This window comes from Bacillus sp. FSL W7-1582, from assembly GCF_038593325.1.
GTDB classification, from domain to species: Bacteria; Bacillota; Bacilli; order Bacillales; family Bacillaceae; genus Bacillus; species Bacillus altitudinis.
Map to the genome: position 1 here is coordinate 2902972 of NZ_CP151987.1, position 13444 is coordinate 2916415.

Genomic DNA, 13444 nt, shown 5'->3' on the forward strand with positions numbered 1-13444 from the left:
AGACATTCAATGTACACACATTATAAAGGGGTATCCTCATTTTGACAAGGTAATAAAATAAGAGAATATGAGAATGAAACCGCTTAACAGCTATTTATATCAAGATTCTATATTTTCAAAATATTTTTGTGAGAAAAGCTCCCGAAGCCGGGAAGCTTGAGATTACGCCTGAACTGGCGTTTTGGCTTGCTGATTTTGCAGGACAAGCGCAATATTTTCAGCACATAAATGCATCATGTTTTTTCTCGTTTCAACACTCGCACTTCCGATATGAGGAAGCACTGTCACATTTGGTAATGTAGTTAACGGGTGATCCGGACTGACAGGCTCCCTGCTAAATACATCCAGACCTGCTCCTGCAATTTTTCCTGTCGTGACAGCATCATATAAAGCCTCTTCGTCTACCGTCTGCCCTCTGGAAACGTTGATGAAGTAAGCCGTGTTCTTCATCTGCTCAAATGCTTTCTTATTAAACATTTCTTTCGTTTCAGGCGTTAAAGGCGTCAAACAAACGATGAAATCAGACTGCGTAAGTAGCTCATCAAATGCGGCATAGGTCACACCTAGCTGCGCTTCTGCTTTTGGCTTTCTTGAACGATTATGATAAAGAACATTCATATCAAAACCTTTTGCCCGCTTGGCCAGTGCGGTTCCAATACTGCCCATTCCGACAATCCCTAACGTTTTATGATGAACATCAGCACCGGCTAGAAGAAGCGGCCCCCAGCCTGTCCAGTTCCCATCCTTAATCCAATCACTCGCTTCGACAATTCGTCTTGCTGACGCCATCAAAAGCGCAAAGGCTAAATCAGCTGTCGATTCTGTTAAGACGTCCGGTGTATGACATACCGTGATCCCGTGCTTTTTAGCTGCCTTTAGATCAATATTGTCATAGCCGACCGCGAGATTCGCGACCACTTTTAGATTTGGAGCATTTGATAAAAGTGCCTCATCTACTTGATCTGACAGCATCGTGAGCAGCCCATCTGCTTGAGCCGCTTGTTTTTCTAACTCTTCTCTTGGACACGGCTCATCCTCGCTCGTCCACATGTCAATATGAGCGACTTCTTTTAATGGTGTAAGTGTTGTTTCATCAAGCTTTCTTGTGATATAGACATAAGGTTTCGTCAAGAAGAACACTCCTTTGGTTGATTTCTTTAAGCATAACGAAAAACGCCTCAAGAGAAAAGAGACGTTTCGTCTGTTCACTGAAACTTCAAATCAGCGGATTGATGAATCCATCCAACAGGAGGAATGAGATGCCCACCGCTGCGCATGGCACTCAATTCTTGAAACACCTTGAGAAAATATTCGTAGCGGTTCGCATCATTTAAAACATAATCTAATCGTTCTTCATAATAAGATTTTTCATTTTCTCCTGACATATAATAACCTTCGACAATTTCAAAATAATGAAGCGGAAACAGAAGACGGCTGTACAGCAGACGCTTTGAAAATGATGAAAGAGGCGTAACCTGCTCATATTGCTGCAAAAAGGAGAATCCCTCTTCAATTAAATCCTCCTTATGCTGGACAAAGGTTTCTCTTAAATATTCTGCGATGTCTCTTGTTGGATGGTCAAATACCCAGTCAACAGGTAAACGAAGCGGCTGCTCATGTGGCCAGGTCATACGTGAAAAGCGCTGATGACAAACAGTACCTGAATCACATTCTTTTGGTTCATCATCAAGCTCTGTATCCACTAAATATTGAATGGCATTTTCCGTTAATCCGAGATAATACGGAAAGGATTCAATAAATTTCTTTTCAAATCGTTCAAGTGGTTTTTGATGCATTTGCTGCATCCAAAAGCCTTCCAGCTGGTCTAACCGTTTTGCCCATAATTCCTTCCAAGCTCCGACACGTTTTGTTTCAGACACCTCATAAGGAAACCCTCTCCCTCTGACATGAAAAGCCGCCAGCTCTGGTGCGTGCTGAAATGAGCGGCTTGTAACCCGCGGTGCTGCCTTTAATAGAGCGTACAGTTCTTTTCCATGGGTAAAAGTCGGTTTCTCTTCGTTTGTTAATTCAAACACGGCAACGTATGGGTCACCGTCATTCAGTAAATACTGACTGATATGATAAAGCTCTGTGAGTTCTTCTTCTCGCAAATGAGACACGGGAACAATGATGAAGAGAGCTTTCGCCGTTTGAAAGCTCTGATAACTGCCATATGGCATAAATTGACGCACATCAATACCAAATGTGTGATAAATGGTTTCTTTCATGATTTCACCTGCGTTCATAAAATCAGTCTCTTATCATATCGTAGTCGCAGGTTGAGGGATTTATGAATACTATTTACTATCCGAAGCTTTTTCACACGTTGTGGACAAATTACGAGGATTGGGTGAGGAACATGCCGCATCATCATGAGATGAACGAAGTAGAAAAAACAGCGAGGCGCCGTTTACAAGAACGAGGCGTAACCATTCAAGATATAGCAGACCTTGTCTTCTTTTTACAGGAAAAATATCATCCTGGCTTAGACATGACAGAGTGCATCCACAATGTGGAACGTGTCATCGCAAAACGTGAAGTCCAAAATGCCATCTTAACAGGCGTTGAGCTAGATGTTCTCGCTGAGCAAAAAAAGCTGACAGAACCGCTGCAATCTATTCTTGAAACAGATGAAAGTCTATATGGGGTTGATGAGATTTTATCCTTTGCCATCGTTAATATTTATGGCTCCATCGGCTTTACGAATTACGGATATATCGATAAAGAAAAACCAGGGATTCTTGGGAAACTCAACGATAAATCCTCAGGCGAATGCCACACCTTTTTAGATGACATTGTCGGTGCTATTGCTGCGGCAGCATCAAGCAGACTGGCACATAGTGCGAGAAATGCAGAATAAAACACAAAAGAGGACGTGCGTCTCACGCTTGTCCTCTTTTCATTAAGATAATCGTTCAATCCACTCAGATAATGAATCAATGACATAGGTTGGCTGTTTGTCATATTTCTGAAGCAGCTCTTTTGTCGTGACGCCTGTATGGACAAGCAGTGTATCCATCCCTGCATTCATCCCTGCCATAATATCGGTATCATAATTATCGCCCACCATGAGCGTCTCTGACACATCTGTCCCGAGCACCCGCATGGCCTGTTCCATAATGATAGACTCTGGCTTTCCGATAAATGTTGGCTGCACTGTTGTTGTAACCGTCAGCACAGATGTTAACGATCCATTTCCAGGTAACAGCCCTCTTTCTGTCGGAATGGCAATATCTCCATTTGTTGAAACAAATTGTGCACCTTGACGGATCGCAATGGCTCCTACTGCTAGTTTTTCATATGTAATACCGCGGTCTATTCCAACGACAACGAAATCAGCGTCTTCTTGACCAAACGACAAGCCTTTTTCTTCGATGGCCTGCTGAATGCCTTCTTCTCCGATCACATACACCGAGGCATCTTTCTTTTGTTCTGCGATATAGTTTGCCGTCGCCATACTTGTTGTAAAGACTTGTTCTTCCGTTGCTGGAATATCGAATGAAACCAGTTTCTCTGCTACTTGCTTCGGTGTGCGTGAAGAGTTATTCGTGACAAACAAATAAGGGATGTTCAACTCATTTAACTTGTGAACAAATTGCCCCGCCTCTTCAATCTTTTCTGTTCCTTTATACATCGTCCCGTCTAAATCAATTAAATAGCCTTTGTATTTCATGCTGCTTACAACTCCAATGGTTTATTTAAACGCTGATACTGGTCCAAGCTCCTGCTCCAAGTAAGTGCGAATTCGATTCGGGAAGACTTGCAGCGCCTGTTCTACCTCACTGATGACCTGCAACAAATCGTGATGAACCACTTCTTGGTATTGCTGAACAAGTGTTTTACGGCACGAGACCAGTTTTTTCAGGTGAGTGCCTTCTTCTGTTGGTACAACCTTTTCGTCCACAAGAATATCCATGATGTCGTCATAGCTTCCTGGGTCCCGCATGATAAAGCCGTCAATCATATCATTTCCTGTATCAAGAATACATTCGACGAGCAAATGAACAATTCGTTCCAGCGCTTTTTTTTCTAAAGGGCTTGACCATGTTTGATGACTGCGCATCAAATTATATTGCTCCTCAAAAAAACGTAATGTCTCTTCAATCTTCTTTCTGTCTACGAAATACATCATGACGCCCCCTTTGCGTTATTTTCTAATCCGCTTTAAGACAAAATAGGCACAGCCAAAATTACAGTATTCATAAATGTATTCATCGAGTGTACTGATTTTTGTATCGAATGTGGCCTTTTGGTTTTGGTCATCAAAAAACCCCTTCAGCCTAAGCTGGTTGTAGCCCCAATCCCCCACAATATAATCATACTTATTTAAAATATCTGAGTACCTTGCTTTAAACGCTTCCTCATCAAAGCCGTCTTTGATTTCTCTGACAAGATCAAAGGTAGCATTCTGAATGACGATCATCTTCTCACCTCTTTTTAAACGATCCATCTTTAATGATAATTCATTGGAACAACTCCATCAATTGCTAAAGCATGTTTTTTCTGATTTAGCCGAAGCTAAAGAAAAAAGGAGGTCACATTTATGATGAAACAACTGACAGCCACTATTCTCCTATGCATGCTTTTAGGCGGGTGCGGCTTTCAATCAGGCATGAACCGGCAAGTGGATGAAGATTCTTCCAGCAAGACAATCCGCCTGTCTGATCGTCATGAAGGAAATAATTCCAACATGCCAGAAGCAGATACGAATCGAGCAGGCTATGTTCGTTATCAGCGCCAGCAAGTAACCGATCAAAAGGAAAGAACCCCTGCTTTAAATCGTGAGCACCTTGCCCACGTGATTACAAGTTTAGCCATCCAGCTGCCAAATATAAAGGATGCAGCAACACTTGTCACAGACGAGGATGCCCTCATTGTGTATCGAACAGGCAACAAAAACCGAGATGAATCAGCCGATCAAGTGAAAAAAACAGCGGTTTCTGTTCTCCCTCGTTATTATCATGTGTACGTCTCTGATAACCCAGAGCACTTTCAATCCATTGCCAATTTTTCACGTCTTCAAACCAATTCACGTGATTTTGATCAAATTTTAACAAAAACGATTCAACAAATGAAATACTCTCCTCAAGGCGGAGATATTTCAACGAAAGAAGATGCCAATGGCATGACGAATTCCGATCGGACCATGAGACGAAACGCACCTTACGGCCAAAATTAATACGAGAAAAAACGCCAGAGAGCTCTGGCGTTTTCTTTGTTATGCTTGCGCCTGACGCTTCTTAGACGCTTCGTTTACTTGTTCGTCTGCATGATAAGAAGAACGGACAAGCGGTCCAGCTTCACAGTGGCTAAAGCCTTTAGACATAGCAATTTCCTTCAGCTCTGCAAACTCATCTGGATGGTAATATTTTTGCACTTTCAAATGCTTTTTCGAAGGTTGTAAATACTGACCAATTGCCATGATGTCAACGTTATTGGCAAGAAGATCATCCATAACTTCAATGATTTCTTCCTTCGTTTCACCAAGTCCAATCATAATGCTTGATTTCGTTGGAATGTCAGGCTGCATTTCTTTTGCACGACGCAAGAATTCCAATGAACGATCGTATGTAGCCCGTGCACGAACTCTTGGTGTTAACCTGCGTACTGTTTCAATATTGTGATTTAAAATATCAGGGCGTGTATCCATTAACGTTTTCAAATTATCATAATTGCCACCCATGTCTGAAGGGAGAACTTCAATTGTTGTGAATGGACTTTTTCTTCTAATGGCACGAACAGTTTCAGCAAATACACCTGCTCCGCCATCTTTTTGGTCATCCCTTGCAACCGCTGTTATAACAGCGTGCTTTAAATTCATCAAAGCCACTGAATCTGCCACGCGTTCTGGCTCTTGCAAGTCTAATTCAGTAGGAAGTCCGGTTTTCACCGCACAGAAACGGCATGCGCGCGTACAAACAGATCCGAGGATCATAAATGTAGCAGTTCTTCTCACTGCCCAGCATTCGTGAATATTCGGACATTTCGCTTCCTCACAAACGGTATGCAGGTTGTTTTCCCGCATCATTTTTTTCAAACCGGTATAGTTTTCATTCGTATTCAGCTTAATTTTAAGCCAGTCCGGTTTTCTTACGTGCTCTTCCTTCTTTGCCAATTCCATCATCTCCATATGAATTCGTTAAAGGTGCATATACAATCATCTTCCTGCTATATACGATGGATGCAGCTGTTGCCGCAAAAAATTGAATCTTCGGCCTAAGGCCTTTTCTTTAGACACTTTAACATAGTACAGATTGAACAACAAGGGAATGAGCTGCAAAAATACCCAAAAGACTCCTAAAATAACAGAAGAAAATTACTAACATTTTCTTCTTATGAAATAACGTGATCAAACCACACTAAACGGTAGAAGAAAGGAGATGGACGTTTGTGAAAGTGGTTTTAGCGATCATCATCGCTCTTTCAATGATTCCCGCATCAGTCCATGCACAAGGGGCAAACAAACAGCCTGATGAATTAAAACAGCGAATGGCACTGTATGAAAAGATCGCCATCACCACACAGGTCCCGTGGTATGTACTTGCTGCGGTTGATCAGTATGAACACAATATACGCAAAAGCAGAAGAGATTTACCCAAACAAACAGGTGTGATTGGCATCTACATTCCCCGGGAAATGTGGATAGGACCAGAAAATCCAAATAAGCAGGATACCTCTCCATTAAGCATTAAAGTGTTCGACGGTATTGGGCTTGATGGAAATGGGGATGGAAAAGCGGAAATCGATAACGATGAAGATGTCCTGTTCACGTTTGCTCAATACTTGCTCCATTACGGCAGCAGCATCGATCAATTAAAAATTGCGCTGTGGGATTATTATGGACGTGATCAAACCGTTGGAATTATTTCATCTTTTATGAAGCTCTATCAGCATTACGGCCATCTTGACCTTGGAAAGCATGCGTTTCCTCTTCCGGTTGGCGCTGACTACAGCTACAGGAGTACATGGGGTGATGCGAGAGGCTTTGGAGGCAGAAGAATTCATGAGGGCACTGATCTTTTTGCTCATTACGGTCTTCCTGTTCGTGCGACATCGTACGGCGTGATTGAAATGAAAGGCTGGAATCGCTTTGGCGGCTGGCGGATCGGCATTCGAGATATTCATAATCATTATCATTATTTTGCCCACTTAAATGGCTTTGCAAAAGGACTCAAAGCTGGGCAGATTGTAGAACCTGGTCAAGTCATCGGATCAGTCGGAAGCTCCGGTTACGGTCCACCTGGCACAGCAGGAAAATTCCCGCCACACCTTCATTACGGCATGTATAAAGACAATGGACGAACTGAATGGTCGTTTGATCCTTACCCTCATTTAAGGGCATGGGAAAGAGCCGAGCGGAAACGTCGATAAATAAAAGGAGAAGTTTAGCGATACCGCTTGCTTCTCCTTTTGATATGTATCAACATTACCTTGTCTACTGTTACTGCTTATGCTTCTCTTTCAATCCTAAAACTAAAAAAAGAATACCCATGATGAAAAAAAGGAGATACACAACTGTTACTTCAAGTGGAATCATGTCAAACATCCCGCTAAATAAGTCGACACTCAAACTGTCACTCCCAGCTAATAATATCGATGCTGACATATATTTAGCACTAAATACAATGGCAAATACTAAAAAACAAAATCCGCTTACATGAATTTTCTTCATATCAATCAAATCCTCCTCTCACTTTCATAACTGACGATCGTGAAAAATCAGCCTTCAGGATAGCTACACTATTCAAAAAGGAAAACAATGAACATTTATCATGGCACGCGATTCGTATGGAATCAAGTGGTTAATTAGGATAAGATGAACAGATCACATAAATAAGTCTAAGCATCGCAGCCAATGAAAGATTACTTCACAAAGAGTAGTTAGGGGGTTGTTTTTTTGAAAAGAGGAATGACCTTTACCATTCCAAATGAATACGGAGTCTTCCTTGGAGAAGTGCTAAAACCGATCGACATCACCAAATTCAGCTGGCGAATCGATACCGAAGACTCGAATATACTAGTTGATGGCGAAAAAGATGAAGAACTTTTTCCTGAAGGTAAAACAGAAATGGACGGTATAGAACTCAAACACCTCATTGAAAACAAGATGTATTATATGATTTTCGCCGATTTACAAGCATATCCAAAAGGGACATTGTCTCATATTAAGACCTATGAAGAATTTATTGAAAGCCAATGCGAGCTTGTTCTTTTAGTGGCCGATTGCTCCTATGTTACGATCTATTGCAAAAATAAGGGAACACTCGAATGGCTATACAAGAATGCAGTTGAATGTGGATTTGAAGACGTGACCTATATCACCGATGAAAATGATGCAAGGACAAGACTGTCTGTTTCGTAACAACAAAACGTTCATCACAAAAACACTATATGCAATCACAGCGTATGAAAAAAACAGCCCAATTCGTCCATTGGGCTGTTATTCTTTCTTCTCCTTTTTTTCTGGCAGAACAATCGATGGAGCGCCTGAATTTGTTCCGCTGCCATTATAATAATCTGGGACGTCTCCTTGAACGGCTTGGATGGAGACAGGCACGGAATTTTTGACGACGATGGTTTCTGAGGCGAATGGGATGATGACTCTCACCTTCACCTCAATGAGCACACTAATATCAATCAAGGCATTGTTAATGCCATATGGCTTGATGTTTTTTTCAACGTCTGTATGCGGGTCACCAATGACACTGAATCGTACAGGCACTTTTGGTCCTAGGTTGGCGATAAGTGCATTTCCGGACGCTTGCCCAAGCGGAATGTTATATATAATGCCGTCATGTCCATCTGTTTGATCTTTTAATGCTTCTTTTGCCTCTTTTTGAAAATTCCCCTTTTCAATGTCCTCTAGATTTTTTTGAAGGTGACGTGACAGGTCAGCCATTGCTTTCGATGTTGCTTGCGCATTGAAGTCGATGGTTGTTACTTTGCCGTTCTCACTTGTATTCATCACAACCATATCCTTCATATTCTCCTGATCATCTGCAAAATCCTGAACAGAATATTGGATGAGATGATTGGCGATTCGTTCTGTTTCTAGTTCAGCAATGTGAATCAACGTTGGTTTAATGGAACGATTGATGAAGAATAGGCTAATGACAGTTGAGAGCACAAAAAATAATACGGCAAGCAGCATGACATAACGAAATGGCAGAGGGCCCTTTTTATAGGGGCGATAACGGCGGTTCAATCTCAATAAAAAATCCCCCCTTCTCCATTACAAGTGTATGCAGACAGGCGGGGGGATAGGAATCATCTGTACATTTTATTTCACCATTTTTAATAATGCATCTCTTCCAATTGTGCCAGCATGAATGCCGAGTGACTCAGCGGCATATGTCACAGATTCTAAAGGTGCATCCAGCAATTGCTCGATGGTTCTTACACCGACTGCTCTTCCTGCGATGATTCCTCTATCTGCAAGCTTTTCATTTAGGAGCCCGACATCAAGTGCACCGCACATAATATAACCATTCTCATTTGTCACTGCCATGAAATTGGTCTTTGGCAGTTTGACGGTGACGGCTGTAAAGGAATGGCCATCAATTGTAATAGGTGTTAAATTCACCATATCCCTTCACTCCCTTCAACACAATCTATGTGAAGGGAGGGCAAGTGTTGTTAGGCTGGAGCGGATTTCACTTTGCGTCCTTCAATCGCCAGCTCAGGACATCACGTAAAAATTCCGGCATAAAATATTCGATGTGTTCATGGTCACGTATATGAGGAAAAAGAGAACCAAGTGTATACATATCCACTGTGCCAACCGTATAGGAATCATCTTCTTTGACGAGTTGATCGTTTACATAGACCTCTTTTACTCGTTTGGTTTCGCCCTCTTCTAATGAATAAGTCAAACCGCTGTATAGCATTTTCCCCATCAGTTCGCCTCTAAAGCCAAAGCCTTTGATGCGCAGTTGTTCCATTTTTTCTTCACAGCCACGAGAAACTGTTTCGATCAATTGCTTCCCAGTAAGCGTCACCCGGATTGGATTAATGGGGTGCGGGCATATCCGGTGAATGTCTTCTCTAGTGACGATGCCAGCCTCTAATGAATCAAGCACCATCCCTGCATTCATCATGCCGATATCTGCCTCGCACCATTCTTTAATGGCATCTGTTAAAAGTTGCGGAAGCTGGGAGTCATCAAACCACTTTGTTTCGAGCTTTGATTTAATGGATGTCACTTTTTCCTGCATGAGTGACTTCGCTCGTCTTTCTGCTTTCTGTAAAGTCGTGATCGCTTCATCGGATTCACTGATCAGCTGGTCGACTGATTGCACCGTCGCTTTTTTCTCGATGAGCTCGCAACTCGCTGTGTCAATGGTCAGCTCGACACAGCCAATATAATGCCCATACTTTTCAGCACAAGCAAGAAGAACGCCATTATCCATCTCGCCCTGTTCTAAAAGATGATGCGTATGTGAACCTAAGATGATGTCGATTTCCGGGAAGTCATGAGCTACCTCTCGATCATGGATGATGCCTAGATGAGAAAGTAGAACAATGACATCGGCTTGTCCTTTCACTTCTTGCAGCATCTCCCGTATGCTCTCAAATGGGTCTGTAATGTCCCAGCCCAGCTTTTCATAGACAGGTGTATACGCAATGGTCACCCCTAAGACGGCGATTTTCAGTCCATTGTTCAACGTGATCACTTCATAAGGCTTTGCCCACGATGGTCTTTTGCCTTTTTCAAATAAATTAGATAAAATCACCGGGAATTGCGCGTCTTTGTACAATTGGTCGAGCCGCTCATGAGGCAACGTAATGCCTTCATTATTACCAATTGTGACGCCATCATAGCCAAGCTGATTGAGGAGTTTGACATTCACTTTTCCATAATCCGCTTCTGATACAAGGTTTACTCGATCCATATGATCGCCAATATCAAATAAGAGCATCTGATCGTGAACTTGACGCTTTTCTTCAATATAAGCTGCGATTTTTGGCCAATTTTCAAAGTGGCTATGCAAGTCGTTTGTATGATATAACCATAGCTTCTGCAGCATGTTGATCTCTCCCTCAAGTTGTCACTGAACCGTCTCGTTCAAGTTGAAAGCCGCAGCTCTCGTTTAACTAAATAAATCTAACTGCTTCGGGGATAAGCTTGAATACGTCAAATCCAGCAAATCAATCATTTGCTGGCCATTCGTCGCCGCATCTCCGCCTGAGTTATTATTAAATACGACATATACATCTTTCGACTGCTGATGCAGGATGTCGAGGTTCTTTTTCCATTCCTTTAGTTCAGCTTCATTATATAAATATAAGTAACGAACTTCACGCCAGTTCTCATAATCTGCCGGGTGAAGCCAACCTTGTTTATTTCTTCCGTGGAAACGGACCAATGTTTTGTCACGGTGTGTGGCTTTTATGACTGGCGGTATAGACCCTTCTCCGACTTGCGGTTCATCACAGACGGAATGAATCCACCCTTCTTTCTCCATAAAGGATAAGGTTTGTTCATAAAACTCATCTGAAAACCAAGTCCGGTTTCGGAATTCAAGTGCACAAGGAATGTCCCCCATCTTCTCCTTACACCATCTTAAATAGTGGACGTGCTCCTTTTTGCAATCAAACCATGGTGGAAATTGAAACAGAACCATCGCCAGTTTCCCTGCTCGAATGAGAGGAGTCAGTGAAAGAATAAAGGCATCAAACATTTCTTCCTTTGAAGCAAACGGGATCTCGCCTCTTTGATGCCCGGTCATTCCTTGATATGCTTTCACGACAAATTGAAAGGCGTCTGGCGTATCTTTTATCCATTTTTCATGGTTGCGCTCAGGCTGAACAGCATAAAAGCTTGCATCCAGTTCCACAATGGGAAACGTTGATGCGTAGTGAAACAGCTTTTGAGAGCTGCCGATTCTCGGCGGGTACAGACTGTCATGATCGCCCCAACCAGTTAATCCGATATAAATCATCTATCTCACCTCTTGCCACTTGCTTGTCTAAACGGATTTTCCCATTGAAAGTCTTTGTTTCTTGGGATACCCATCTTTCTGAAAGAAATTCTTCTGTCTACAACATATCATATTTACCCATTTTTCTGAATGAAGATGACTGATGTGACGTGTTTTTATCCTGCCATCTTTTTTGTGATATTACATCACAACTTTCTATCTAAATTGAATGGAGCTGATAACATAATATTGATATCAGAGACTTTGACAGCGATTGTCCATTTTTTTATTCATCTTCACCAAAGGCTTAAGCTCTAAAAAAAGGAGAATGAGTGGATATGAACATTGTCGATCATCATGTTGAAGCATTGCAAAAAGTGGCCCTTAGAATTCATCAGCCTGTCTATTTGATCAATCAGTATGGACGTATTCTTTTCACCTCATCCCAAGGTATGACAAACCCAGATTGGATGCAAATGCTCCGCTTGTTTCACGGTACGCAGCAGCATTATTTTTCTATGGTTCATTCAAAAGAAAGCGTTTCTGTTTTTCCTATCTATATAAACGAACAAGCTTATGATTATTTAGTCGTTCCCGCCTTCATTCATCCTCAAGACGACATGGGGCTGCATTTGATAATTGAACAAGCTGTAAATGCCATGTCCATTTCACGCATCAAACAACATGCCATCAAGCAATCGACAGAGCGAGCCAAAAATGAATGGTTTCGCAAATGGATGGAGGGCACGATTTTCCCAGAGCAAGATGTCACCCGCCTAACACGCATGTTTGGATTAAACACAACGATTCCCTATCTATGTATCGTCTGTCAACTTGATCAGAGCAGTCATTTCTCTTGTTTCCTTAAGCAGCAAACCCTTGTAGATGATGTGTTTGCTTTACTTGAAAGCACCCTTTCGCACTGTCCATTTCCCGCCTTTCTTTTTGTCAAAGGAGATATCGGCATCTTCCTTATAGAAGAGACTGGCGGCTGGCAGGCAATGAACAAATCGATCTGCTCTTTTTTAAAACAAATGCAGATCCTTATTAAACAGCATGTGAATGCCACCATTTCCTTTGGTGTAAGCTTAAGCGGTTATCTCATCACCGATCTGCCAAAAGGATTCAGTGAAGCTGTCCATGCTCTGCAATCAGCCCAGCTCTCATTACGAGCTGAATATATTCAGTTCTATCAAGCAAAAGATGTGTCAGATTTACTGAAGCTCATCCCAGCAAAAGATTTAACAACATTCTATGAGCAGTACCTCCACCCATTACATGAACAACCACAAGTCGATCCAAACCTTCTCCACACCTTATCTGTTTATGTCGAAACACATTGCCATATTTCAGAAACAGCCAAGCGTTTATCTGTTCATCGCAACACCGTGATATATCGACTGGAGAAATGTGAAGAACTGCTTCAGATCAGCCTAAAAGATCCTGACGCAACATTGCGCTTGCGCTTAGCTTTGCGGATTCAAAAGCACCTTTCATACGATTCCAATTGAATCTTTTTTTCT

Annotated in this window: 16 protein-coding genes; 5 read left to right on the forward strand and 11 right to left on the reverse strand. The window is 42.0% G+C overall.

The genetic code is table 11. The annotated features are described in order from the left end of the window. Positions 1-162 precede the first annotated feature (162 nt). Both NSQ11_RS15070 and yutH read right to left on the reverse strand, forming a co-directional pair. On the reverse strand, positions 163-1131 hold the full coding sequence (locus NSQ11_RS15070; RefSeq protein WP_342501146.1) for a D-glycerate dehydrogenase: 969 nt from the start codon (positions 1129-1131) through the stop codon (positions 163-165). A gap of 74 nt (positions 1132-1205) precedes the next feature. After that, the gene (gene yutH, locus NSQ11_RS15075) at positions 1206-2246 is read right to left on the reverse strand and encodes a spore coat putative kinase YutH (protein WP_007500419.1); all 1041 of its coding nucleotides are present in this window, start codon (positions 2244-2246) and stop codon (positions 1206-1208) included. Between the two features lie 113 nt (positions 2247-2359). Between yutH and NSQ11_RS15080 the strand changes: the two genes are divergently transcribed. Then, complete coding sequence (locus NSQ11_RS15080; protein WP_024719755.1) at positions 2360-2860, forward strand: phosphatidylglycerophosphatase A; 501 nt, start codon at positions 2360-2362, stop codon at positions 2858-2860. A gap of 42 nt (positions 2861-2902) precedes the next feature. Here NSQ11_RS15080 and NSQ11_RS15085 read toward each other — a convergent pair whose 3' ends face one another. From NSQ11_RS15085 to NSQ11_RS15095, 3 genes are read right to left on the reverse strand one after another with little or no spacing between them, the layout of a single operon-like run. Then, positions 2903-3673 carry a TIGR01457 family HAD-type hydrolase gene (locus NSQ11_RS15085; protein ID WP_008346835.1) on the reverse strand — a complete coding sequence of 257 codons (771 nt, stop codon included), beginning with the start codon at positions 3671-3673 and terminating at the stop codon, positions 2903-2905. A 21-nt stretch (positions 3674-3694) separates the two neighbouring features. Next, positions 3695-4129, reverse strand: a complete 435-nt coding sequence (locus NSQ11_RS15090; protein WP_017367989.1) for a DUF86 domain-containing protein — start codon at positions 4127-4129, stop codon at positions 3695-3697. A gap of 18 nt (positions 4130-4147) precedes the next feature. Further along, the gene (locus tag NSQ11_RS15095; protein ID WP_008346837.1) at positions 4148-4423 is read right to left on the reverse strand and encodes a YutD-like domain-containing protein; all 276 of its coding nucleotides are present in this window, start codon (positions 4421-4423) and stop codon (positions 4148-4150) included. A gap of 120 nt (positions 4424-4543) precedes the next feature. Between NSQ11_RS15095 and NSQ11_RS15100 the strand changes: the two genes are divergently transcribed. Beyond that, positions 4544-5179, forward strand: coding sequence for a YhcN/YlaJ family sporulation lipoprotein (locus NSQ11_RS15100; protein WP_007500413.1), 636 nt, complete (start codon positions 4544-4546; stop codon positions 5177-5179). Between the two features lie 39 nt (positions 5180-5218). Here NSQ11_RS15100 and lipA read toward each other — a convergent pair whose 3' ends face one another. Next, complete coding sequence (lipA, locus tag NSQ11_RS15105) at positions 5219-6115, reverse strand: lipoyl synthase (protein ID WP_008360456.1); 897 nt, start codon at positions 6113-6115, stop codon at positions 5219-5221. Between the two features lie 311 nt (positions 6116-6426). On the opposite strand from lipA, the gene NSQ11_RS15110 reads away from it, so the two are divergent. After that, a complete protein-coding gene (locus NSQ11_RS15110; protein WP_234805353.1) occupies positions 6427-7371 on the forward strand; it encodes a M23 family metallopeptidase in 945 nt (314 codons plus the stop codon). A 70-nt stretch (positions 7372-7441) separates the two neighbouring features. On the opposite strand, the gene NSQ11_RS15115 is transcribed toward NSQ11_RS15110, so the two are convergent. After that, positions 7442-7672 (reverse strand): hypothetical protein, encoded by a 231-nt coding sequence (locus NSQ11_RS15115; protein ID WP_048002535.1) that lies wholly within the window; start codon positions 7670-7672, stop codon positions 7442-7444. A gap of 225 nt (positions 7673-7897) precedes the next feature. Here NSQ11_RS15115 and NSQ11_RS15120 point away from each other — a divergent pair, with 225 nt between their 5' ends. Continuing rightward, complete coding sequence (locus NSQ11_RS15120; protein WP_342501147.1) at positions 7898-8362, forward strand: DUF2691 family protein; 465 nt, start codon at positions 7898-7900, stop codon at positions 8360-8362. Positions 8363-8440: 78 nt separating this feature from the next. On the opposite strand, the gene yunB is transcribed toward NSQ11_RS15120, so the two are convergent. From yunB to NSQ11_RS15140, 4 genes are all read right to left on the reverse strand, one after another. Further along, on the reverse strand, positions 8441-9211 hold the full coding sequence (yunB, locus tag NSQ11_RS15125; RefSeq protein WP_017367991.1) for a sporulation protein YunB: 771 nt from the start codon (positions 9209-9211) through the stop codon (positions 8441-8443). Between the two features lie 69 nt (positions 9212-9280). After that, positions 9281-9586: a DUF1805 domain-containing protein gene (locus NSQ11_RS15130; RefSeq protein WP_156060716.1), complete on the reverse strand. Its 306-nt coding sequence runs from the start codon at positions 9584-9586 to the stop codon at positions 9281-9283. Positions 9587-9653: 67 nt separating this feature from the next. Then, complete coding sequence (locus NSQ11_RS15135; protein ID WP_156060714.1) at positions 9654-11027, reverse strand: bifunctional UDP-sugar hydrolase/5'-nucleotidase; 1374 nt, start codon at positions 11025-11027, stop codon at positions 9654-9656. Between the two features lie 63 nt (positions 11028-11090). Further along, positions 11091-11942 (reverse strand): DUF72 domain-containing protein, encoded by an 852-nt coding sequence (locus NSQ11_RS15140; RefSeq protein WP_311754298.1) that lies wholly within the window; start codon positions 11940-11942, stop codon positions 11091-11093. A gap of 317 nt (positions 11943-12259) precedes the next feature. Here NSQ11_RS15140 and NSQ11_RS15145 point away from each other — a divergent pair, with 317 nt between their 5' ends. Next, the gene (locus NSQ11_RS15145) at positions 12260-13432 is read left to right on the forward strand and encodes a helix-turn-helix domain-containing protein (protein ID WP_342501148.1); all 1173 of its coding nucleotides are present in this window, start codon (positions 12260-12262) and stop codon (positions 13430-13432) included. The last annotated feature ends 12 nt before the right edge of the window (positions 13433-13444 follow it).

What these genes read in the sequence shown, in the direction of transcription:
- yutH (WP_007500419.1), bottom strand. Translation starts at nt 2,246, where the DNA reads ATGAACGCAGGTGAAATCATGAAAGAAACCATTTATCACACATTTGGT.
- NSQ11_RS15080 (WP_024719755.1), top strand. Translation starts at nt 2,360, where the DNA reads ATGCCGCATCATCATGAGATGAACGAAGTAGAAAAAACAGCGAGGCGC.
- NSQ11_RS15085 (WP_008346835.1), bottom strand. Translation starts at nt 3,673, where the DNA reads ATGAAATACAAAGGCTATTTAATTGATTTAGACGGGACGATGTATAAA.
- NSQ11_RS15090 (WP_017367989.1), bottom strand. Translation starts at nt 4,129, where the DNA reads ATGTATTTCGTAGACAGAAAGAAGATTGAAGAGACATTACGTTTTTTT.
- NSQ11_RS15095 (WP_008346837.1), bottom strand. Translation starts at nt 4,423, where the DNA reads ATGATCGTCATTCAGAATGCTACCTTTGATCTTGTCAGAGAAATCAAA.
- NSQ11_RS15100 (WP_007500413.1), top strand. Translation starts at nt 4,544, where the DNA reads ATGATGAAACAACTGACAGCCACTATTCTCCTATGCATGCTTTTAGGC.
- NSQ11_RS15110 (WP_234805353.1), top strand. Translation starts at nt 6,427, where the DNA reads ATGATTCCCGCATCAGTCCATGCACAAGGGGCAAACAAACAGCCTGAT.
- NSQ11_RS15115 (WP_048002535.1), bottom strand. Translation starts at nt 7,672, where the DNA reads ATGAAGAAAATTCATGTAAGCGGATTTTGTTTTTTAGTATTTGCCATT.
- NSQ11_RS15130 (WP_156060716.1), bottom strand. Translation starts at nt 9,586, where the DNA reads ATGGTGAATTTAACACCTATTACAATTGATGGCCATTCCTTTACAGCC.
- NSQ11_RS15135 (WP_156060714.1), bottom strand. Translation starts at nt 11,027, where the DNA reads ATGCTGCAGAAGCTATGGTTATATCATACAAACGACTTGCATAGCCAC.
- NSQ11_RS15140 (WP_311754298.1), bottom strand. Translation starts at nt 11,942, where the DNA reads ATGATTTATATCGGATTAACTGGTTGGGGCGATCATGACAGTCTGTAC.
- NSQ11_RS15145 (WP_342501148.1), top strand. Translation starts at nt 12,260, where the DNA reads ATGAACATTGTCGATCATCATGTTGAAGCATTGCAAAAAGTGGCCCTT.